Annotated in this window: 13 protein-coding genes and 6 pseudogenes; 10 read left to right on the plus strand and 9 right to left on the minus strand. The window is 59.1% G+C overall.

What is annotated here, in order from left to right:
• Positions 1-376 (minus strand): annotated as a pseudogene (locus EOA33_RS04340) (hypothetical protein); the annotation flags it as partial.
• 252 nt (positions 377-628) lie between these two features.
• Here EOA33_RS04340 and EOA33_RS40220 point away from each other — a divergent pair.
• Positions 629-1,649: pseudogene (locus tag EOA33_RS40220) on the plus strand (IS110 family transposase); the annotation flags it as partial.
• A 180-nt stretch (positions 1,650-1,829) separates the two neighbouring features.
• Positions 1,830-2,847, plus strand: a pseudogene (locus tag EOA33_RS04355) (IS110 family transposase).
• 2,376 nt (positions 2,848-5,223) lie between these two features.
• Here the strand turns inward: EOA33_RS04355 and EOA33_RS04360 are convergent.
• From EOA33_RS04360 to EOA33_RS04370, 3 genes and pseudogenes are all read right to left on the minus strand, one after another.
• Positions 5,224-5,730, minus strand: coding sequence for a ferritin-like domain-containing protein (locus EOA33_RS04360; protein ID WP_127405047.1), 507 nt, complete (start codon positions 5,728-5,730; stop codon positions 5,224-5,226).
• Positions 5,731-5,795: 65 nt separating this feature from the next.
• Positions 5,796-5,870, minus strand: a pseudogene (locus tag EOA33_RS40225) (KGG domain-containing protein); the annotation flags it as partial.
• Between the two features lie 1,552 nt (positions 5,871-7,422).
• A complete protein-coding gene (locus tag EOA33_RS04370) occupies positions 7,423-7,617 on the minus strand; it encodes a DUF3606 domain-containing protein (RefSeq protein ID WP_127405049.1) in 195 nt (64 codons plus the stop codon).
• An 84-nt stretch (positions 7,618-7,701) separates the two neighbouring features.
• Here EOA33_RS04370 and EOA33_RS40230 point away from each other — a divergent pair.
• From EOA33_RS40230 to EOA33_RS04385, 3 genes and pseudogenes are all read left to right on the plus strand, one after another.
• A pseudogene (locus EOA33_RS40230) lies at positions 7,702-7,817 on the plus strand (ATP-dependent DNA ligase); the annotation flags it as partial.
• A gap of 95 nt (positions 7,818-7,912) precedes the next feature.
• Positions 7,913-8,281, plus strand: coding sequence for a low affinity iron permease family protein (locus EOA33_RS04380; RefSeq protein ID WP_127405050.1), 369 nt, complete (start codon positions 7,913-7,915; stop codon positions 8,279-8,281).
• 449 nt (positions 8,282-8,730) lie between these two features.
• Positions 8,731-9,369, plus strand: a complete 639-nt coding sequence (locus tag EOA33_RS04385; RefSeq protein ID WP_126056305.1) for a DUF6766 family protein — start codon at positions 8,731-8,733, stop codon at positions 9,367-9,369.
• A 1,252-nt stretch (positions 9,370-10,621) separates the two neighbouring features.
• Here EOA33_RS04385 and EOA33_RS04395 read toward each other — a convergent pair.
• The 3 genes from EOA33_RS04395 to EOA33_RS04415 all read right to left on the minus strand — a co-directional run bounded on the left by EOA33_RS04395 (position 10,622) and on the right by EOA33_RS04415 (position 14,573).
• A complete protein-coding gene (locus EOA33_RS04395; protein WP_127405051.1) occupies positions 10,622-11,731 on the minus strand; it encodes a DUF6600 domain-containing protein in 1,110 nt (369 codons plus the stop codon).
• A 788-nt stretch (positions 11,732-12,519) separates the two neighbouring features.
• Positions 12,520-13,461, minus strand: coding sequence for a LysR family transcriptional regulator (locus EOA33_RS04410; RefSeq protein ID WP_127405053.1), 942 nt, complete (start codon positions 13,459-13,461; stop codon positions 12,520-12,522).
• A 143-nt stretch (positions 13,462-13,604) separates the two neighbouring features.
• Positions 13,605-14,573, minus strand: coding sequence for a class I SAM-dependent methyltransferase (locus EOA33_RS04415; protein WP_245482224.1), 969 nt, complete (start codon positions 14,571-14,573; stop codon positions 13,605-13,607).
• A gap of 431 nt (positions 14,574-15,004) precedes the next feature.
• Between EOA33_RS04415 and EOA33_RS04420 the strand changes: the two genes are divergently transcribed.
• From EOA33_RS04420 to EOA33_RS04430, 3 genes are all read left to right on the plus strand, one after another.
• On the plus strand, positions 15,005-15,730 hold the full coding sequence (locus EOA33_RS04420) for an AraC family transcriptional regulator (RefSeq protein WP_245482225.1): 726 nt from the start codon (positions 15,005-15,007) through the stop codon (positions 15,728-15,730).
• Positions 15,731-15,837: 107 nt separating this feature from the next.
• Complete coding sequence (locus EOA33_RS04425) at positions 15,838-17,031, plus strand: MFS transporter (protein ID WP_189362919.1); 1,194 nt, start codon at positions 15,838-15,840, stop codon at positions 17,029-17,031.
• Positions 17,028-18,434 (plus strand): hypothetical protein, encoded by a 1,407-nt coding sequence (locus tag EOA33_RS04430; RefSeq protein WP_126056312.1) that lies wholly within the window; start codon positions 17,028-17,030, stop codon positions 18,432-18,434. The genes EOA33_RS04425 and EOA33_RS04430 overlap by 4 nt, the downstream gene beginning before the upstream one ends.
• Before the next feature lie 77 nt (positions 18,435-18,511).
• Here EOA33_RS04430 and EOA33_RS40235 read toward each other — a convergent pair.
• Positions 18,512-18,743, minus strand: a pseudogene (locus EOA33_RS40235) (short-chain dehydrogenase/reductase); the annotation flags it as partial.
• A 241-nt stretch (positions 18,744-18,984) separates the two neighbouring features.
• Here EOA33_RS40235 and EOA33_RS04440 point away from each other — a divergent pair.
• A complete protein-coding gene (locus EOA33_RS04440; RefSeq protein WP_127405055.1) occupies positions 18,985-20,487 on the plus strand; it encodes a PAS domain S-box protein in 1,503 nt (500 codons plus the stop codon).
• A 15-nt stretch (positions 20,488-20,502) separates the two neighbouring features.
• Here the strand turns inward: EOA33_RS04440 and EOA33_RS04445 are convergent, their stop codons facing one another.
• A complete protein-coding gene (locus EOA33_RS04445; protein ID WP_127405056.1) occupies positions 20,503-21,141 on the minus strand; it encodes a hypothetical protein in 639 nt (212 codons plus the stop codon).
• A gap of 178 nt (positions 21,142-21,319) precedes the next feature.
• Here EOA33_RS04445 and EOA33_RS04450 point away from each other — a divergent pair.
• The coding region (locus EOA33_RS04450; protein WP_145989065.1) for a DUF4142 domain-containing protein at positions 21,320-21,871 on the plus strand (552 nt) is incomplete at its 3' end.

Here is a 21,871-nt window from a genome sequence, read left to right on the forward strand (position 1 = left end):
TCCATCGAACATCAAGATGGCCGGATGCAAAACCGGCAGCTTCCAGGGCAGCGGCAAACAGAAGCGTGATGTCGAGGCAGGTTGCGAGGCGTTCCTGCTCAACCGTCATCTGGCGCCTGATCTTCTGGCCGCGACTCTCGAAGCTCGCCGGCTCCGCATAGTGCAATCCCATCCCGGCGATCGCCGAATAGATGGCTGCGGTCAGCATGTATGCCCGTTGCGGACTCTGGGACTGGTATCCGTCCAAGCCCCTTGGGTGACCATGGGCGGCAAGTCGTTCCGCCGCGGCCCAAAGAATCGGCGCCACACCCGGATCATTCGGCATAGCGAATGCCGGCAGCAATTGAGCCATATCCGCAACGCCACCCCATTAGTCGGCCTTCGCGCAGGAGAGGTTGACGGCGAGTCCAGCCGAGCGCGAGCAGGGTGAGGAGATTTACCGAAGCATCTTCGAGAGCGTAAGAGCGGACAATCAGGCTGTCCGCCGGTTGTCGAAACACTCAGATGATGAATATCGCGCTCCGTCGCATCGTCCTCATCACTGCTCAATCTCGCTTATTTCGCGATTGAGTTCGCTGTGGGGCTCACCATCGGGTCAGTGTCTCTGTTCGTTTCTGCCGCGCCTGCACGCGTCGGCCACGAGGCGGGGTCGCTGTCGCCATGGCTGCATCCCGAACTCAAGAAACTCGGCCTGCCGGCCATCTGCCTTGAAACCCTGCATGTGCGCGCGGCGCTGTCGGCGCAGCGCAACAAGACCGACAAGGCCGATGCTCTGGGGATCGCCCATATCATGCGCACAGGCTGGTTCCGACAGGCCTACATCAAGTCGGAAAGCTGCTACCGGACGCGACTTCTGCTGACCCACGGCGCAATCTGAAGGCCAAGTTCCTCGACCTGGAAAACGCATCCCAGCCCTAAAGCCGACAGTCTGCAAACAGCCCCCAAATCTGCCGGTTAGGAATGCCCCCAACAGCTGTCATTGCGCCGTCCGCCATTCGCTGAAGTCGTTCGGCATCCGCTTGGGCAAGATTGGACGTGCGGCCTTCGAGCAGGCAGTTCGCCAGGCTGTGGTCGACGATCCGCTGTCGTCCGAACTGATGGACGCCATGCTGTCGGCGCGCGCCGCGCTGTGGCGAGAGTACTGCCGGCTGCACGATCTCGTCGTCAAGATGGTGGCGCGCAGCGAGCTGTGCCGGCGCTTCATGGCGATCCCTGGCGTCGGCCCGGTGACAGCACTTTCGTTCATGACGGCGATCGACGATCCGTCACGCTTCCGCCGCTCGCGTGATGTCGCCGCCTACTTCGGGCTGACCTCGCGACGCTGGCAGTCGGGCACCTCGATCGACGTCCAGGGCCGCATCTCGAAGGCCGGCGACGCGGATGTGCGCCGGTCGCTCTATGAGGAGGGGTCGGGGTTGATGATGACGCGCTTCAAGGGCAGGGACAAGGTCAAGAGCTGGGGCCAGGCGATCGCCAAACGCTCCTGCCACCGCAAGGCCTGTGTCGCCGTGGCGCGCAAGCTGGCGGTGATCATGCATGCCATGTGGAACGACGGCACGTTCTACGTCGGCGATCCGGCGGCGAGCCGAAACGATGCTGCCCAGCGCGCTCATCTCAAGGATCGGCGGCTGCTCGGAGCGCATCGATGAGCGGTGAGACGGCAGTTCAAGCGCATGGCGCCGGCACGCTGACCGGCGCCACCTGACCCCAAGGGATCCGCTCCGGCGGATGAGAACCCCAGGAACGACGGAACGCACGTTATCTTATGGGATGGCCCGCCCCTCCCGTTCCGGACAAACTGTCAGTCCGCGTCAGAAGGAGGAAGGAAGATGAACATCGCCGTACTCGGAATCGATCTTGGAAAAACGCTCTGCAGCCTGGTCGGTCTCGACCGCGAAGGAGCGGTTGTTTGCATCGTCCGGATGCGCCGGCCATCCCTTGCTGCATTCGTCGAAAAGCAACCGCGCTGCATCATTGGCATGGAGGCGTGCTCATCACCTCGCTCCTCAGTTTACCTCGCTCGAATAGGATGTCCGGCTGATGCCGCCAGAGTATGTGAAACCGTACGTGAAGTCGCACAGGAACGACGATCGCGATGCCGAGGCAATCGCCGAGGCGGCGACACGACCGACCATGCGCTTCGTACCGGTCAAGTCGGAAGAGCAACTCGATGTGCAGACTTTGCACCGTGCGCGCGAGCGACTGGTCGGCACGCGGACGGCCCTGATCAATCAACTGCGCGGTGTGCTGTTCGATCGCGGCATCGTCATAGCCAAGGGTCGACCAAAGCTGAACCTGTGGCTGCGCGAGAACCCGCCGAACAACACGACCTTGACCGCCAGGATGCAGCAACTCGTTCACGACATGGTCGATGAACTGCACGCGCTCGATCATCGGATCAAGCAGCTCGACCACGAGTTTGAAGCGCTCGCCAAAAGCGATGAACGAGCCCGTCTCCTGCGCAGCGTGCCAGGCATTGGCGCTCTCAACGCAACGGCGCTGGCCGCAGCGGTCGGCGACGTGTCGGCGTTTGCCAAAGGGCGTGATTTCGCTGCCTGGCTGGGGCTTGTTCCACGTCAGATCACGACCGGCGGCAAGCCGCGGCTGACGGGGATAAGCAAGCGCGGGAGCACCTACATGCGCGTGCTGTTGATCTATGGCGCGCGAGCGGCACTGCCATATCTGGCGCGAATGGACACCCAGCTCGGCGCCTGGCTGCAAGCGCTACTGCAGCGCGCCAAGCGCAACGTGGTGGTCGTTGCGCTCGCCAACAAGCTGGCCCGGATCGCCTGGGCAGTGATGTCAAACCAGCGCCCCTACGAAGCCGTGATGGCGTCCAACGGGTGACGAGTTTGGTCGAGCGGGCGCGTCCCGGCAACTGCTCGGCCGCATGAAGTCTAAGGATGTACATAGAGATAGCCCAACGGTTGATCGGCGTTCGGCAAACCTGTCGGCAGACAGCGGCCCTTTCGAGGTCGTGTATCTTGTTAGGAGCCGGGCGCGCTAATCTCCATCTTGGCAGGACGCCTGAAGCGTCGAGGCCGGATACATTGGTGCAGACCGGTTGTTCCACTCAAAACATTCCGCTTGCAGACGGGGCGGGCCATACATTGCCTGCGGCCGCGCCGTTCGACAGACGGCCGGACCGCGCTCGATTGCCTGTGACGATGCTCCGTCAGTCCGATGGAAAAGTGCGCCACGATGGTTCGAGCGCTGCTTTCGTGCAGCCGATTAACCCCGTCGCAGAGCGCGGAAGATTGCACGGCGCATCGGAACTCGACGCCAGGACGCGGTATCGTAGCGTAGAGAATAAATTCGTATATTATCGCACCAAAAGAGATGAACGACGATGTCGAAAAGATCACTGAAAGCACAACCGATTAAGATGGCTAGATAAAAGGCCGCAATGTTTTCTGGCCATCGGTTGTTTGTTTTCAACTAGTTAGGTGGGCATTTCACAATGTTTGAATATTCGCTGCACCTTGCTGCGATGAGGATTTGCGAATGGTTTCGGTGGCTTAACGCAATGTGCGGTGCTTCGGGCAATGACGGGCTAGGGGAGCCGGGAAGGGGGGCGCTAGGTGCCTGGCCCGGCTACGAGCCACCGATCCTGACATTCATCCGCCACCGATCGTGTTACGGTGGTCGTGCAGGCGATGTCCGATGTGCCTTAGGCTGGAACGAAGAAGAGAGATCACCAGGACCAGGATCAACCGCCGGGCTTTGCTCGCCCGCTCTGGCGCCGCGGTCTTCAGCTCAACAGTGGCTGTGACGGCTGGTGCCACAGAGGCGCGCGTTGAGACTTAGTACCATCCACGACAAACTGGAGGCATCGATTGAGGCCCACATCACGGCATACACCGCGTTCGGCCTAAGCCGGGGCTTGCACTCATTGCCCTCTGCATGATTGGTGAACGAGTAATTTGGATCCCGGCGCTTTGCTCCAGGTGACCGAGGCAGGCGGCCAAGAAGGCCACATTGCTGTTCGCGCGCTGCGCAGATGTCCCCGCGTGCGCTAGGATCCCGCCGCGGACGGCCCGAAAGTGAGAATGATCAAGAGGGCGACAAAAAGCATCGCCGCTATCATGGCACCCCATATCAGGATATTTCCGGTGTTGCGTTGCTCCGGGGTGCGAGACGGGTGTTTTGCCATTGGAGGCGAACCTTCCGTAAAATCATCTCTCAGCAACGTGCCTTCACAAGGGCTGGTTCCCGGCCGCTGCACCGCATCCCAAGTGGGGCTGAGGTCTTGTTCCGAAGATCCGGGGTGCGGGCCGGAACATTAGGGGCTTCGAATTAGTTAGGTCCTTGCGTCGGATGAGGCTGCTTGGAGTTCGGCGTAGGCTGGTGGGGCAAAAACATCAGCCGCGGCCCGCGTTATCGGTCCTCCGTAGCGCGGGCTTTTTCATGCCGCTGGAACAATGCGGCCACCTCGCAGTTCATGGTTGGCGGTGCATTCCAGATCACAACTCCGTGGCGCCGCCTGAAAGCTAGCCGAATAGAGCCCGCTCCGTCCCCTCCGGTGCAGCGGGCTTCATTCAATATGACCCGGCGGGGGCCGATTGAGATGGCGATGACAGCGGAGACCCATTCAGAACTAGACCAACGAATGGAGCGAACGAGTAGGGCAGCGCGTGAAATTATCCAAATGGAAGCAGCCGCGCGCGCCGAGAAGGACCAGGAGGTTGAAGGATTTGCGCGATGCAAAACAAGCCTGTGAGGAAAACCCAAAGACGGCCGACTAGCACCTAGGAGTCGAGATCCAACCGCCGGTGTCTGGGCTGCTCATGCCAGACAACCGCAAGTCGCGCCAGTCCACTGCTTGACCGCAGACGGGACATTTGTGGAAATGATCGCCGTCGCTCAAGTCGCGCGCCGGCAACCGACGCTCAAGATCGGAAAGCTTGGTCATTTTACGAAGTCGGGGTCTGCCGTCGTTCGTGCCATTCGCGAACGCTTCCATCATCGTCGCTCCCCCGGATCTCTTCAGCAATTGACGACAGAGCCCGTGAAACATTGAACAGGTTTAGCCGTTCAAAGGCGCGCGCTCGTTGCTGCAGGATCATTATACATCGTCGACGTTCAGCTACGGCCTCGGTCACCGATGCGACTGGTACCATCGCATCGGCTGGTTGTTCTACATGGAAGTTGGATGGCATCGGCATAGTCATCGTAGCACCATGCGGCTCCGGACAAGCACCGGAGCCGCTTGTTGAGAGCTGATCAGGCCGCTTGCAGCGCGCGCTTGTTGGCGTCGCTCTGGCCCAACGCGCTGAGCGCTTCGTCGGTCGCCGTCTCTTCCTTGAGGGTTTCGCGCAACAGCGGGAGGGCATCCTTCATGCCGAGTTGCTCCGCCCAGGCGATGAGCGTCCCATAGCGGGCAATCTCATAATGCTCAACCGCCTGTGCGGCGCCTACAAGGCCCGCATCGAGGGCGGGCGCCCCCTTATACTCTTCGAGCACCTCCGAGCCCTCTTCGAGAATGCCGTCGATGGCGGGGCACGTCTTGCCTCTGGCAGGTTTGCCAAGTTGCTCGAAAACCTGTTCGAGCCGTTCTACCTGGCGTTCTGTTTCCATCCGATGTTTCTCGAATGCAGCGCCTACCTGTTCGGATTGCGCGGCCTTGGCCAGCTTCGGCAATGTCTTCAGGATCTTTTTTTCCGCGTAATAGAGGTCCTTCAGACCATCCATAAACAGGGTCTCCAAACCGTTTTCCGATTTCATCGGCATTGCGCTTTCTCCTTTTCAAATTGGCCAAAAAAAGCGGCGCCCGAAAGCGCCGCTTCTGATCAGGATTGACCGCCTTTGCGACCGGCTTCCGAAGCCTTCTCGCGGTCGTCGGCAAAGTTGCCGCTGCCGCCGCGCTGTTGGCCACCGCGTTGCCTGTCGTCGGCCTGCTGCTGACCCCGCTTGTCATCGCCGCGCTGCTCGCCGCTGCCGCGGCGCTTATCTTTATCGCTCTGCTGTCCAGCCTTCCCATGTTCGCGACTTCCGCCTTGGTTGGCCATGCTCTTCTCCCTTTCTTGGTAAGTCTTTCCTAACCCTAATCAACTGCGGCCATCGCGCTCTGTTCCGGCGGAAATATTTCGTGATTTGGAATCAGCCCGGGCCGCCCTTGCGCCCGCACCATTCCTGCCTGCGGACCCGAGTCGGCGAGCGGGTGATCGATGTCGCACCGGTCATCAGGCAAGGCACCTCGAGGGCGTGGCTGAAAACGAACGCCTTTTAGAACTGGCGAAAACGAGCTGTTTGGTATCGAAATGACCCACGACAGCCCTGCCACTTATTGGGTTGGTCCGCGCTTATGGCGACCGTATCACCGGCTCGAGGTCATTTGGGAAGTCTGGCGCATCGACCGGTAAGGCATCGGCTTCGCTTCTTTTCCGATTGGTCAGCGCAGGGACCAGTTCCGCCAACTCTTCCCAGATAACTCTCACAAGGTCACTCATCACTCGACCCATACAACTGCGAATCAACGCGTTGCCTACGGCCCGGTTCCGGCATTGCCAGCCCAATCCGAGCGCGGCTACATCTCTCCTCGCATGCGACTTGTCCAGACAGGCGCGGTGTCAAACGGTTGGCTTTGATGACGTTCGCGGCGCTCATCGTGGCGTGCAGCAACTCACGGGTCTATGAATCAGAGACAAGCTCCGCCAACGGTCAGGCGGTTGATCAAAATCGGCAGGTGGACAAAGACCCGAGGGGCAAAGTCCACACCGGCGGCGATCAGCAGGCCATGCAGCCCGCACAGCCTGCAGCGCCGCAAAAGTAGGGGAGGAGTGCACGATCACAGACGATCCTGACAAGGAATCGAAATCGGATGGCTCTCCGGAGCGGGATGCCGCTGGGCAGTCTGAAAAACATCATCAGGGTGGCGGAAACGACGGTGTGACGAGCGCCGACCCGCGCGTCCTATCGGAAAAAGATGACGGTGACGCCACCTTTCCGATCAAGAGAAGCGATAACCCTCGCGCCCCAGCGTATACAAGGGTCTGCTCTGAGATGCCCTGCGCGGAGCTGGAGCAGGCGCGTGCCTTGGTCCATGAGCATGCCCAATCGGCGGCGACGACGTGGCCAAAGGGCGTCAGCTCCGGATCAAGGCGTCCGAATGAATCTGGGACGTTTAACCAAATGAGGCTCCGAGCTCCATTTCGAGATCGCTGATGAAATACGGGCGAGGGGATGGCCGCGGCGTCCGCTGCTGGGCCAAGCGAGAGAAGATTACAACGAGACGAAGCAAAAGCGGATGCTAATGCAGCTTGTGTCTCTAGTTTGAATTTCGCCATGCGGCCTGCTAGACAAGACACTGTCCCGGCTCGGCACCTCCTCGATGTCGGTGCATGGACCGGCCTGCGGAATCCTGTGTCACCTCGATTTAAGCAGACTGGGCTATCGCTTGACCCTGATTGGCCGGAAAGTTGGTCAATTTTGTTGCTCACCCAGCTTCTTCGCCTCGCGCTCAAGCGTCTCGCGGTCATTGCCGTGTTTGGCAATCAATTCGCGAACCTCTGGGATCGTGAGTTGGAACTTGCTCGCAAGATAGCCAACTTCATATTCCTCGTCTCCCGATACCCGGTCGCGGTCTCGAAAATCGGTCTTGCTTCTGTCGTCTGCCATGGCTGTTCCTCCTAATTGAAAGAGAACAGCAACCGTGCCGGAATGTTCCGACGACCTTCAGCAAACGATAACGGAATGCTTTAGGGTGAGGGCTGGTCACACGAGGTCAAATTCGACGGCTACCGCACCCAGGTGATCAAGGGCGCCGACGGGATACGCGTTTCTTCACCAAGAATGGTTTCGACTGGACGGCAAAGTACCGGCCGCAAAAGTTGCCGGAAATCGCGATCCTGATCGGTGGGAACTGGTGCCCTAAACCAACGTTGGTTGCGCATCATTATCCAAGGTTTGTGTCATGGAAAAGACGTTCAATCGAATGGCGGAAGCAGTCGCTCACGCAACAGGTAGGCCGTGGGCGTTCGCTCTTTGCTTGGGATCGGTTTTGACCTGGGCGGCAACTGGCCCAGTGTTTCAATACTCGGAGACCTGGCAACTGGCCATCAACACCGGAACCACCATCGTTACCTTTCTGATGGTCTTCTTGATTCAGAACACACAGAACCGCGATGGCGCCGCCATCCAGGCAAAGCTCGATGAGTTGATCCGGTCCGGCCAAGGCAAGAACGACTTTATCGGCATCGAGCATCTGACGGAGGAGGAGGTCGAAAAGTTCCGGACAGCGTGTGCCCAGGCCAAGCAAAGGAAACTGTCAGGAGATTTGTAGACTACGCGATTGCGAAGAAGCCGACGCGCGTCCTTCTCCGCGGTATCCCTGTGGCCGTGCAATCGCACCAGGCATGCGCTGGAACTTCATCTCTGGATGCACATTGAGCTGCAGGCGTGCGCATCAGCTAGGAGGCGCCCGCGTGGCCATATACACTAGATAAGCGGGGTTCATCCATGCAACTGGTTCGGACTGATGTCGGCGAGGCCATCGGGCACAATGGGCAGCCGGTCCTGCGCGTTTCGTTCTGTGGTGAGGGCGGCGAGCGAGTTAGCCTCGAACGCGGAGCCTCTTGCGGGCGATGCCGAGCTCCGCGCAATCGGTCGGGCCAAAGCGTTGCTAGTGCAGATCGCCACGTTTGATCGCGGCAGCATTGGCTTGGCGTGCCAATTCAGCGTCGGAAACGTTTATCTCGCTGACAGGCACAGATAACTGACTCAGGAGTCGTTTTGAGAGCCTTCTTTCGCAACAACGGGTTGACCATCGCTCTGGTCGCGATGTTCCTGTTTAGTGTGCTGGGCATGGTCTGGTCTGGCCAGGCTGCCAACAATGAGGAGCTGCGGGAGCACGGGGCGCCAGCTATCGGGCTGGTGGCATACCTGGAGAGCGGTGAGTTTCTCTCGGCCCTGTTCGAAAACTGGGAAAGCGAATTCCTGCAGATGTCGGCCTATGTGATGCTGACTGCGATGCTTTTTCAGCGCGGCTCAGCAGAATCCCGTAATCCCGTGGATCCGCATAGACCAAAGGACGAACTCGGCCTCGCGACCCGGAGGCGAAGGCCGATTTGGTCGTGGCTCTATTCCTACTCGCTGGGCATTGCTCTGGCCGTTCTGTTTATCGTCTCCTTTGCCCTCCACTGGTGGGGAAGCTTGGCGGCCGCAAACGAAGCAGCGCTCCGCCATGGGGAACAGCCTCAATCTCTGGCAGCCTATCTTCTCAACGCTCGGCTGTGGTTCGAATCCTTCCAGAACTGGCAGTCGGAATTCCTGTCTACGGCGGTCCTGGTTTTGCTTTCCATCTTCCTCCGACACAAGGGCTCCCCGGAATCGAAGCCGGTGAATGCGGCAAATTCCGACACGGGTGAGTAGAAAGCGGGGCGATACTAACTGGTTCCCGAACAACCCGAGGCGGGGAGCGGGTGGAAAGAATAGGCGGTCAGCTCATTGTTCAAAGCTCGCCGGCAAAAGGTACGGCCATGCGCATCACATTGCCCTCGCAGGCGGTTTGAACGTCATGAGCATTGCGCCCGAACAAACGCCAACCGCCAGCGCATGCTGGCGCGGCGAGGGCGGTTGCGGGACGCCGCTGTACGGCTGTGGTGGCCTTGCCGGTAAAGGGCTGCACATTGCGGGCTATCAATCTTCGTGATCACCGGCGTATCGCCCTTGCGGAGGAACTTCAGGGCGCGGTCCATTTTCCTTTTCGACCCCCACTTTACGGCACACTCTGAAATAGGAATTGCAATGCCAAGCCCGAGAATTGACCAGCCTAGAATTGTAATTCCTGCGATCGTCAGAGGTATGGCTATGCCAAGAAGGCGCCACGAGGACTCCCAACCCCGCCAACTCACGGGCCGATCCAGCTTTAGGCCAGCTCCCATAAGGGCGACGATCACAACGAACTCTGTGAGACGCTCGGTTAGTATCCGGTTCTCCAGTGGGTTTACCCCTACGAGAGGAGAGAATGGTGACCAAACCCAAAGAACCCCGATCCCGATGCAAAGCATTGGCAACGAAAGCGGAAGCTTTCGGAGCAGTAAAGGTAGCCAGGCCGTAAGGAGCACGATTGCTCCAAAAACTGCCAAGAGGAGAGCATAGGACTGCATGTGGGGTTAGGGCGTTGAACGCATGCTCAAGGCGCCAAGCTGCTGCGAGCCCGAGCAGAAACAGGCTCCCCTCCTCACCCAACGTTCGACCCTCATGTCTTCCCCCGCCCCTTGGCTCGACCGAAGTTTATCGTAACACTGGCCTGGAGCCGCTATCCGAGACCACTTTCTACTGATGCAGACGTTGTGCTCCATGACTTCTCGTGGAATATCCGCCACGTAACTTTGCTCGCAGCTTCGCTGCTGGCAGTGCGAGCAGCCTAGTCTTCACCAAAACGCTCGACCGCCAGTCATCGCCAAAAAGGCGCTCAGCGCGCGAGCCTATTTTCTGTTCACCCTCCTCTTTTCTGTTCACCCTCCTCGGCTTGTAGATCATAAGTTCCTGGTTTCGGCGCATATCGCCATTTCGGATCAATGACGAATGCACACCGCCCACCCACAGGTGGCCGCGAAGGATAGAAGCCAGGATCGCAGGTGTGCCCGCATTAAGAGCGGTTAGTCTAACCGCCACAAACCTAGCAGTTCGCCTCAGTCTGCGGATCACACGCCTTCTTTTCTTGCTTCTGTGGCTTGGGTTTCACCGCCTGCTCCGGCTGCTGCTGCTCGGCGGCAGGCTGTTCCTTGGCCTTTTTCTGCGGCTTGGCCGCCTGCTCGGGCTCGACCTGCTGCTGCTCGGCCGCAGGCTGTTCCTGCGTCTTTTTCTGCGGCTTGGCCGCCTGCTCGGGCTCGGCCTGTTCGGTCGTGGCAGCGCCTTCGGTCGGCTTCGATTTCCGGCCAGCCTGAACCTTCTTCACCTCCTCAATATCTTTGATCTCAGCTGGTTTGGCATCGGCATCGGCTTTCACCTCGCCTTCAAAGACCCTGACCGTATTGTTTTCCAATTTGCCCGACTGCTCGGGCGCGTCGGTCTTGCTGACCTTGACGACAGTCACCTCCTGGTTCGTCTCTTTCTCGATCACATCAACATCTATGACTTTGTTGATCACCACGTTGTTATGGATCGTCACATCGCCAACCGGCTCAGCCGCCTCGACAATGCGCACAATTTCCGGCTCATCACGGATAACGACGACAGAAATGTCCGCCGCAAGGAATTCGCGTGTGGGGACAACGACCCAGTAAAAATCCGGCGTCGCGTCGAAGGTCACCTCGATTGAAATCAAATCCGGATCACGACGCGGCGGTAGCGGAGCCCAAATCATGTGCTGCCTGTCACGACGCCAACTCACCCAGGCTGGCGCCCAACGAGTGCCCGGGACCCAGTACCAACCGATGTCGGCATAGCCCCACCGGCCGTAATGGTACGTCGCCCAGCCGAATGGCTCGTCGGATACCCAGAGCCAGCCATACTGCTCGGTATAGACCCAGTGTCCAAGGGTATATGGACGCCAACCGTCAGGTACATCAGCCGGTACGAAAACGGCCGCTCCGTGGTACGAAACCCAATCACCATGGGAAGAAAGGTCCTGGTAGAATGTGCTGATTGAAACGTCGGTGGCAGCCCCTGCCTCGGACACGAGCGACAATGGCGTAATCGGGTTGGGAATCTCGACGATGGTGAGCAGACCGGCGGTTACGCCGCCCAGCATCAGTCGTACCGCATTTTGGGCAAGGACGCGTTTCATCCCAGTTTCCTCCGAAACAGATCGCCCTTCATCTTTGAAACCCGCCGGCTGTCGGATTGTTCCACTTTGCCAGCGTTGCCCGTATCCGCTCACGGCTTGGCATCCCAAACGCCCTAGCCAGCCTCCTTGTTGCTGCGAGGGAGGGAAGGTGCAAACTCGGGTAGCCTTTTCTGGCCTTCGAAAGGGCAGCGCGAAAGCAACTCATGGTTCAATCTGTGGGGCGGGTTCCGGCTCGCAAGATGTATGATCAGCTTGTCAGATCGCTATCCGGCGAGGACATCCGCGTCAGCCACATTGCAGCGCCCGGAACTAAAGGAGTACCCCGCGGTTCTCTTGGAAGGACAGCTAACCATGAGGATGCGGCAGTATGGTTGAACTTGTGGTTTTGGAACAGGCAGTCGCCAGGCAACGCTTGAAGCGAGCAGAAAAATCTCCCAAACAGGCAGAGGCAATGGTCGGCGAGATCTGCGGCCTCGCGGTTAGCCTCGCCCTTTGCGCCCGTATGCGGAGCCGCCAACGGCTCGCAGCCAGAAGGCGACTGCCGAAGGCCGTCCCGCCGACAAATGCACACTGAGGAGAGCAGTCGCGATGTTATTTGCACCTCTCAACATGGATGGCCGAAAGCGAAGCGCCATCTACCACGCAGCACGGCTTTCGATGCTGCACGAGCGGCTAGCCAAGAAGCTCGAACAGGTGGACCATGCAGCCGATCAGGTTGAACAGGCGGCGGCCGATTTGGTTGAGGCCACGCATCAGCCCGCCGTCCTCGCCAGAGGCTGAACCACCGCTCATGTGCTTCGCCCAGGTCGAGCAGCATTTGTTCCCGAATTACCGGGCGTATCCCCTGCCCTATTCCTGGCAACAGCAACCAACCGGAGCACAGAACGCTTTGGATTCGAGTCGAGCCAGACAGCCCTGATTGAGCTGACACTGTTTTGCCCTGCCAGCGGTTTCCACATCGTGGATTCGATAGCGGTCGTCCTGGCACAGCTTTCCTCGGCCAAGGTAACGCCCTCCCCAAGTTGCACCTTGAGAGCGACCGTCGCTTGGTTCGCTCGGCACGTCTGCACTGCCGGGCCGCCGGTTGCTGCGATGCGCTCCAACAGTCGCAGGTCGAATAGCGGCCCCTCTGGCCCGACTGGAACGAGCAGGCACATTTCTGCAAGATCGGACCATGCGACCACGGGCCTGTCGACGAGCGAGTGAGACGACGGCAAGAGGACGAAGAGGCGCTCTTGCCAAAACACCTCGCTGCAACAGGAAGGGACGGCGCCAAAGTCGTGAGTGAACACGAGGTCGAGGTGGCGGCGGCGTATGGCTGACAGCCACCGCCCCGCGGGAACATCCTCGATGCTAAAGCTCACGTCCGGACAGAGGCTGCCGAAGCGAGCGATGATGCCTCTGAGGAATTCTCCTCCCCTCACACAACACAATCCAATCCGGAGCGTCTTTGCGTCCTTGTCTCCGACACGGTCATTGAAAGCGTCCAGCAAGCCTTCGTAGTGAGCTCGCACAACATCGATCCAGGCTCGACCCGGCTCCGTCAAACGAACTCCGCGGACATCGCGTTCGAACAATTGCACTTCCAAGTGTTGTTCGAGCTTGACGATGTTTCGGCTCACGGAGGATTCTCGAACCCTCATCGCCCTTGCCGCCCGCCTCAGGCTGCCATGATCGACCGCTGCAAGGGCGTAGGCCAGTAGCCGCAACGCGTTGCCGTTCGGCGTCATGCCTCGGGCGCTTTGCGGACAGAGATCGTGTCAGTTTCGGCGCAACGCGCTCGAATCTCTTCTTTGGTGCAAAAGGCAAGGTTCCCTCCGTGCGCGCGGCTGAAGAAATTCGCCGAGGCACATTCACGAGACGGCATGATCCGTTAGGCTTCGATACAAGCCCGCTTCGTAGACATACTCATGTGGAATGGCCGGGTCCGCCATCTGCGAGACGTATACAGGTTAAGATTTTCCCGGCTGTTGCTCGCCGCAAGGCTGCAGAAATTTCCGCTGTTCCAGGTCATGACGCAGTGTTTGAAATGCGTCCCTACAGCGCGCGACATCTCCTCAAGCGTCACCTCGTTGTTGAACATCGTGGTCAGCACGGCGGTCTTCTTTGCCTCGATCTGCTCTAGCTGGAAGTAGCGAGCCTTGAAGCCAAAATCCTTCTGGCACTCGCGGCGCTGATAGTCGCTGTCCTCAACCGCCCGAAATTTCTCGAGGAATACGAAGATGCCTCCTTCCTTGAGATGCTGCGCCACGAACTCAATCTGTTTAGGTCTGTTCGGCGAGTACATTTGAAAGGTGGTATCTTCGAGGATTATATCGAATCCGGAAGCGAATTTGCCCAATCGGGCGTTTGAATTGAGGACGGCCTTGGTCAGCCGATGGAACGGGCCGACAAAGAACTCGGCGTCTGGCGGTTCGCCATATGCCATGAAGCACTTGTAGTTTTCCGCGTTAGGACTGCAGGAGAGGCTGTGGATTTGCCCGCGGGACAACTCCGACAGTGTTCTCGCCATGGTGCCCTCCGCTGTGCCAAGGCTACATAACGACAGCGGGGCACCGCGAATTCGTGCATATCTCAGCACGCCGTGGGCCATCCGACACTCCTCCTCCAGCCGGTAGGGAATGCTGCTGTGATAGTGCTGATCGAAGAAGCCTTGTCGTGCCGCATGCAAGCTGATCAAGTCGCGAATGAGGTTATCGTTCGGAAGAAGCCTGGAATCGACCTCGGGCTTGCGTGTAGGCATTCCGCTTTCGCCGGCTGCCGTCGTCGCGAAAAAGCCCGACAGTTCGTTGATCCGCGGGCCGTGGTCGCATTCGGCCAGAAAGTCGTCGAGTCCTCGCATCGAATTGTGCCTCCCACTACCCGTGTGATCGGTGAGATGCCTCAACTCGACAACGGCACGAAGATTAGCGCCGAGTAATATTCTTGGTGGTCGAGTATCAGCGGAGGCGACGAATAGAATGGCCTTGTAGAAGCGGCTTCCATCGAATTGCGATTTTTTCGCTCGCGCCACATCAACCGACAACTCTGAATTATTTGTGAGTTGTTCAACAACCTATGGTTATGCACAAACAGGAGGATGAGTAGTCTCCGAAGGAGTCGCTTCGATTGGCGGATATTTTTTGCCTCGACCCGACCACATTGCGCCGCTCGCGGCACCGAACCCTTGCTCACCAATATGAGAGCTGGGGGAACATACGCGCAGACTTAATTAAGAGAACGGGTTTAGAGCGGCAAGAAACGAGAATTGCCCACCCCCGGCATATGTTCTTGATGAACTTGAAGGGTGCCGCCCGGCGCGGCGAAGACTTCGTCGACGGTCGCCGGGTTTCTTTCTCGGCCAGGCGGCCCGGTTCGATTATCTACATCCCTGCCGGCAGCGAATGGACTGGTTGGGATGAGGGCGACGCAATCGCCTCCTACCTCCTCGTGTCGATCGCGCAGGAGTTCGCAGACGAGACCTTCCAAGGATTTGCACCCGATTGCCTGACGGGACTGCCCCCGTGGATCGGATTTCGTGACAACACCATAGAAGTGGCGTTGCAGAGAATAGCCGCCGAGCTCAGGTTTCCTGATCCGATAAGCAAGACGATGGTGGAGAGTCAGGTCACGCAATTGTTCGTGCAAATGGTCAGGTTGAACCGAACCGGCCGCAAGCCGGCAAAAGGCGGTCTCTCGACTTTCGATCTCAAGCGCGTCGTGGGAATGATTGAGGCATTCCCAGACGCCAAACCCACGCTGGCCGATCTAGCAAAAGAGCTAGGTATCAGCCGGTTTCATTTCAGCAGGGCGTTCAAGCAGTCGACTGGAATGACGCCGCATGCGTTCATCGCGCAGCGCCGGTTGGTACAGTCCGCGGACATGTTGCGGTCGACGGATTTGTCGGCGACAAAAATCGCGATGGAATGCGGCTTCGCAAGCTCAAGCCACCTCACGACCGCGTTCAAACGCGCCTTTGGCACGAACCCGATAGAGTTTCGGCGCAAGTCCAGGATCTAGCCCGAGCCCCTATTATTTCAGCAAGGAATTGAAAGGCTCGGCATCCCGTTAAATCAGACATCGCCGGAGTGGGCATGACATGCGGTCAATGGATGGGTGGGCCGCCGATGTCACGCGAAGTTCGGTTTCATTATGCCAAAGGAACGCTCCGTGAGCCCCGCGCCTTCATTGGCTTCCTTGCCAGTGCGTTGTCCGCGTCTGTCGGACGAAACGGCTACTACATCGCATGCTCATGGACCCTCGTCGAAGCAGGGTATGGAAGCGCGAGCGTCGCGACGTTGCTCGTGATCGTCAGCGTTGTCGAATTTGTCGCGAGCCCCCTGGCTGGCGCAATGGCGGATCGGTTTGACAGACGACTGCTGAACATCGCAGCGGACGTTAGTCGCTTTGCCGTCATGCTCGCCACAGCCTGCGCGCTTCCCTATCTGGACTTGTTTCCAGCGATCTGGTGTTCAGCGATTCCCTTTGCGCTATGTGACCGAGTTGCACTTACGAGTTCGCAGTCAATGATCCCTCTCGTTGCGGGAGGCGATCTGACAGCTTCATATTCCATTGTCTTCTTCGTCACGCAGTTCGGATGTCTTGCGGCAGCGCTGCTCGTGGGTGCGTTGCCAAACGACCATTCCGCTACCCTGGTGTTCGTCCTCCTTGCCGTATGTTTTCTTGTTTCGGCGGGAAGCTTGTCCTGCATTCGTGGCGGCTCGGCGTCTGGCGAACGCAAAGTCAACGGGCTTGTTCTCAATATTGACGGGCGCCTGGTTCGTCTCTTCGCCGTCTACGCGCTCCTATATGGAGGCGCGGTGTTGGTCAGCGTGATGGGATCTAGCTTCGTTTTCGTAGAACAGAAGGGCACCGCCGCGGACTTCGCTCGCGTCGAGGCAGCCTGGTCGGCGGGTTCTCTGATCGGAGCGGCACTGCTCAGTCGGCTGACAGGAACGATAAGTCCTCATACATTGCACCTCATGGTTTTAGGCTTAACAGCGCTCGCGCTAATGGCGCTGGTACTTCTGCGCGCGCCCTGGACATTGACCATGTTTGCCGCGCTTGGGTTTCTCTGCAATCTGGGCCGGGTCAGCGTCGAGGTCACACTGCAGTCGCGTGTACCCGATAAGGCCTTGGGCAGGGCCAAAGGTGCCATGCACAGCCTCGCAGTCGGGCTTGGGTTTGTCATTTTCAGTATCGCAACCGTTTTGGGAGACCAGGCCTTTCCGTCGACGATTTTCCTCGGTTTCGCTGTGGTGCTTCTGTTCGGCGTTTCTGCCTTGAGCATCAACGTCGCTCGGCAAGAGGGGGATCCATGAACGTGCATGAGCTAGCAGGAGCCGCAGGAGCGAAACAGGCCGCACTCAGATCGCTGGCGACACTCTACCCGTGGATGCAACACTACTATTCCCGTCCGATCCGCGACTACGCGGCCAGGCTGTACGAGGCACCAGTTTCGACAGCCATGCCTGAAAGTCGGCAATACGCTCTGGCCAAGCTGCTCGACGCGATCAAAAACGCGGGGAAGCGAAATGGATTGCCGATCGGCGCGGTCGCAGAAATCTGCAGGGAATTTGAAGAGCGTCGCGTTTTGCAGACGGGTCCTCACCTGCTGCTCCTGATGGACCCGGAGGCTTACTACACTCACATCCTTAGCCTCGTGGGCCTCGCGGCGCATGGCTGCTCTACCTACCTGTCCTATGCCGTTTCCACGGTGAGCCTCGTTGAAAGGGCTCGCAAGGGCCCGGGCTGGCTCACAATTGATCAGACGCCGATCAACGTCTTCGGCCTCACTCGAAGCCGCATGATCGGGTACAGCCTTCTGACTGGGCCTGGAGCCTATCGGTTCGAACTGGTGCCTGCGGAACAAGGCGCTGAGCCAGCCGCGCTTGCGGTACTTCACAATCTTCTGCCGAAGGGCCAATTCGAACGGCCAGCACATGCCATAAAGGAAGCCAATTGCAGCCTGTGGCCGAAGCTGTTTGGAAGCCGCTTTACGTTCTTGCAGATTGACGACGAGGATATTGCCGACCTGGTGGCGGACCATCTGTCGGAAAAGAACTCCTGGCTGCGTACGAGGCTGCTGGAAGACCCAAGGCTCGCGTTGAATATGCTTGCAGAGATCGACAGGCTTGCAGACGGCCCCTGGAGTGGCTGGCTCGCGCGCGGTACCGACTTCTTCTGGTTCTATCAAAACGGCAGGCGCCTGCCACTGCGGCTGGTCGCTGGCGAACTCGTCAATCCGGCAACAGGGTTGAAGATGGTTCGCTTCGAGGCTTCCGAAATCATCGAGCGGTTGGCCGACCGCAGTCTAATTCCGAATCTCCTCCTCATGTTTCTGGTCGTGTCGGTCCTGCCGGGCGTCCGCGCGCTCGGAGGCAGTCATCAGCCGGTCTACTACCCCCTCATGCGCTATGTGGTCTGCCGCGCACTCGAGGCTGGAGATGTGGATGCCGATCTGCGGGAGGCTCTCGTGGCCGATGATCTACCTGGCGCTTGGGGACACCGAGTAATTGAGTGCGATGACGATCTCTTGGACATTTTTCGAAACGGAGACATGGCCGTGTCCAGCGATATCATGGACCGGCTCGGAAAAATTCCCTTCGCAAAAGCCTGTGGAAGTATGACCAGTTTCGTTTCGGACGCGTCGTGGCAAGAGCTTAGCAGACAGTTGGGCGAGCAGGCGATCTCCCCCACTGATGCGGAATGGGCCTTTTCCTGAGCAAAAGCAGTACGCGCAGGACATCACGCTCAGTCCAGCGTCTCCATCGGGGCCACACGCAGTCGGAGCGAATCACTTCAGACCGGCAGCCCGAGTTGCTTCCGCAGGCTTTTGTCGAAAGCCGATGGGGGCACGAAACGGCGTAGGAAACTGACCTGGCGCGCCATCTTTCCCGCTGCGAGCGCAGCTTCGGCGTAGGATCGGTTGCGGCCGCCAGAACCATCTTGGCGACCACTTCGGGCAAGTCGCCTTTTTCCATCGCTTTCCGAACGGCGACATCATGCCTGCGCGGGCGGCGTATCGGATGTCGAAGTCAGTCCCCGAGGGCCCAAGCAAGCGATAACGAATGTTTTTGACGGTCCTCAACGTCACACCCGAAGTCACTATTGCGAAACTGCGCAAGGCGCATATTGTTTGGCATAGTCGGGGTCGTAATCGGCAGTCCAAGGACATGGGCCGTGGACGCGGTGCTAAGTTAGGTGGTTTGGTCGAGGATTTGGTCGAACTTCAATAGAGCCGTCCGGGGGTAGAGCCATGCAGGCAAAGGGCCATGAGTGATGCGGCCATGGGGCAAGGCCGGCGTGAGCCAGCCGACGGCGATATTGTCCGCGAGCAAGCCGTCCTCTTTCGCCTCACGGACCGACTTTACCGAGCCAATGGCCTTGGCGAGATCTACGATGCAGCACTTGATGCCATATGCGACGCGCTCGGTTCGTCGCGCGCCTCGATCCTGAGATTTGACAGCCACGGCGTCATGAGCTTCGTCGCGTGGCGCTCACTCTCTGAAGAATACCGCGAGGCAGTTAACGGCCACACGCCATGGACGCGCGGGGAGCACAATGCCGAGCCAATCCTTGTCGAGGATATTCGTCTCAGCGGTGAATCTCGGCAACTCATCGACACGGTCCTTGGCGAGGGAATCGAAGCGCTGGCCTTTATCCCGCTTGCCAGCTCCCACGAGCTCGTCGGCAAGTTCATGGTCTACTATCCAGCACCCCATCGCTTCGCAGATCGTGAACGCGAACTTGCTTTGACCATTGCCCGTCAACTCGGGTTTGCCATCGAACGGAAGCGGGCGGAAACAACGGCAGCGCGACTGAGCGCGCTCGTCGAATCCTCGGATGATGCAATCATCGCGACCGATACGGATGGCACCGTCACGGACTGGAACAGCGGCGCCGAGCGTCTCTACGGCTACGGCCGCAAGGAAATGATCGGACGTCCGCTCATGTTGCTGATACCGCCCGATCGCCAGAATGAGGAGCGGGAGATTCTGGCGCGCATTCGCAATGGAGAGCATGTCGAGCATTTCGAGACCGTTCGCCTGTGCAAGGATGGCAGCAGCATTCCCATCTCTTTGACCGTTTCCCCAATCGCGGACGCGTCTGGCGCAATTGTCGGTGCGTCCAAGATCGCCCGTGACATTTCCGAGCGACTGCGCGCGCAAGAGCAGCGGGAGCTGCTGCTTCGCGAGATGGACCACCGCGTGAAGAATCTCTTTGCCATCGCAAGCTCCATCGTCAATTTGAGTGCGTCAGCCGCTGAAACGCCGGCCGCGCTCGCCTCCACCGTTTCTGACCGGCTCGGCGCCCTCGCGCGGGCGCATGCGCTGACGATGCTCCCCTCGACTGGCCCCTCTGTTCAGGTCGCGACGAGCCTACATGCATTGATCGCCGCTATCCTCGCGCCATACCGCCATGGAGCTGACGAGCATCCCCGCTTCGCGATCAGTGGCATCGATATGCCGGTGCCTTCAGCGATGATCACGCCGCTTTCTCTCTTGCTACACGAATTCGCCACCAACGCTGCCAAACATGGCAGCCTCTCGGCGGCCGCCGGCTCCATAGAGATCGCTTGCTCCAATAGCGACGGTAAGGTGACTGTCCAATGGAGGGAGGTAGGAGGACCATCTCCGGTCGCAACCGAAGACGAAGGTTTCGGGAGCCGCTTGATCCGCGCCGCGGCGAGTGAGCTTGGCGGATTCGTACGAGGTTGGGACCCGGCCGGAATTGTCCTTGAGATCACGATCGATATTGGAAGATTCTCGGCCTGATGCCCGAGCCGCTTGTCAGCGCAGCAGCCCTTCGCTCTCAAAATCGTCCCAACCGCGCAGTTTGGCCTTCGAGCTTTCGTCTCGCCCATTCCTTGCTGAATGGGGAGCCTCACGCCCCCTCTTCTGCGCGCGCTTAAATGCCGCCTTTGCGGCAGCGCGTCGCCGGTTCTCGGCGCGGGTGGCGGCGTCGTGCTCGCGCCAGACGGTGACCAGGTCGCGGTCGGGCACATCCTCGATGTGGCGTGGGTCGAACACGTGGAATGTGATCTTCCTGGCGCGGCCGCGAAGGTTGACCGTTCTGGTCCCCGCGCTCTCAAGTCGACCGTCCTTCAGCCATCGGTGCCGCTCGCCAGAGGAGATCGTCAGGATGTCCTCGATTTCACGGGGAATCACGGGTAGGTCTTCGATGTCCTGCATGGCTTTGGACACGATCGCCGTTGCCGCATCGACATCTGCCTCATTGGCCTCCGGCAGTCGCAAGGTCAGCACCCGGGATTCGATGTGAAGCAAGTTTCTGAGCGCAGGCGGCAGACGCGAGCGGATCTCGAGGAAAATGCCCCTCGTCCGCATGGACGATCCCAGTGTCGCCGCCGGCGATAGCGGCCACTCGGCGATCAATTTTGCGGTCGGGTCGATTTTTCGGCGCGCGGGCATGCCGGAAAGATAGGGCGTCCCGGCTGCAGACACTACCCGACGCCCCATGCACTTTTATGCACAGACGCGAAGCTCGGGACGCCAATTTCTCAGTGCGGGGGTGGCACCGATTGTTGGAACAAACGCTGCGCCCCTCTGTTTGTCTTCCAGGCACAATTCTGTGCGTTGGAGGATATCCATGAAACTTCATTTGCTATCGGCTGCGCTCTGCACGGCGGTCGGACTGGGTTTTGCCCATCCGGCGCTCAGTGCCGAAAAGGCGCAGGATTTCGTCAACAAGGCCGCGCAAGGTGGGATCTTCGAAGTCGAGTCCAGCAAGATCGTCCAGGCCAAGGCGAAAGATCAGGCCATCAACGACTTTGCCCTGAAAATGATTACCGATCACGGCGCCGCCAACGCCAAACTGCAGTCGATCGCCGGCGAGCAGAAATTGCAGGTTCCGGCGGAGACGGACGCCAATCACAAGAGTGACCTCGAGGCGTTGAGATCGACGAACGGGTCAGCCGACCAGTCTTACGTGAAGATGCAGCAAGACGCGCACGCCGACGCGGTCAAGCTGTTCCAGGACTATGCGGCCGACGGCGACAACGCGGATCTCAAGGCATTCGCACAGCAGACATTGCCGACACTCAAGATGCATCAGGAGATGATCGAAAAGATCGCCTCCGGCAAAACCGACAATACGGCAACGACCAGCACCGCACCCGCAGCGACAGACACAGACCAGAAC

This window comes from Mesorhizobium sp. M4A.F.Ca.ET.050.02.1.1 (assembly GCF_003997725.1).
Lineage (GTDB): Bacteria > Pseudomonadota > Alphaproteobacteria > Rhizobiales > Rhizobiaceae > Mesorhizobium.

Coding starts and splice junctions, on each gene's coding strand:
- EOA33_RS04395 (WP_127405051.1), bottom strand. CDS start 11,731: ATGAAACGCGTCCTTGCCCAAAATGCGGTACGACTGATGCTGGGCGGC.
- EOA33_RS04380 (WP_127405050.1), top strand. CDS start 7,913: ATGGAAAAGACGTTCAATCGAATGGCGGAAGCAGTCGCTCACGCAACA.
- EOA33_RS04430 (WP_126056312.1), top strand. CDS start 17,028: ATGAACGTGCATGAGCTAGCAGGAGCCGCAGGAGCGAAACAGGCCGCA.
- EOA33_RS04415 (WP_245482224.1), bottom strand. CDS start 14,573: ATGCGAGGACTCGACGACTTTCTGGCCGAATGCGACCACGGCCCGCGG.
- EOA33_RS04360 (WP_127405047.1), bottom strand. CDS start 5,730: ATGCCGATGAAATCGGAAAACGGTTTGGAGACCCTGTTTATGGATGGT.
- EOA33_RS04410 (WP_127405053.1), bottom strand. CDS start 13,461: ATGACGCCGAACGGCAACGCGTTGCGGCTACTGGCCTACGCCCTTGCA.
- EOA33_RS04425 (WP_189362919.1), top strand. CDS start 15,838: ATGTCACGCGAAGTTCGGTTTCATTATGCCAAAGGAACGCTCCGTGAG.
- EOA33_RS04445 (WP_127405056.1), bottom strand. CDS start 21,141: ATGCCCGCGCGCCGAAAAATCGACCCGACCGCAAAATTGATCGCCGAG.
- EOA33_RS04420 (WP_245482225.1), top strand. CDS start 15,005: ATGAACTTGAAGGGTGCCGCCCGGCGCGGCGAAGACTTCGTCGACGGT.
- EOA33_RS04440 (WP_127405055.1), top strand. CDS start 18,985: ATGAGTGATGCGGCCATGGGGCAAGGCCGGCGTGAGCCAGCCGACGGC.
- EOA33_RS04370 (WP_127405049.1), bottom strand. CDS start 7,617: ATGGCAGACGACAGAAGCAAGACCGATTTTCGAGACCGCGACCGGGTA.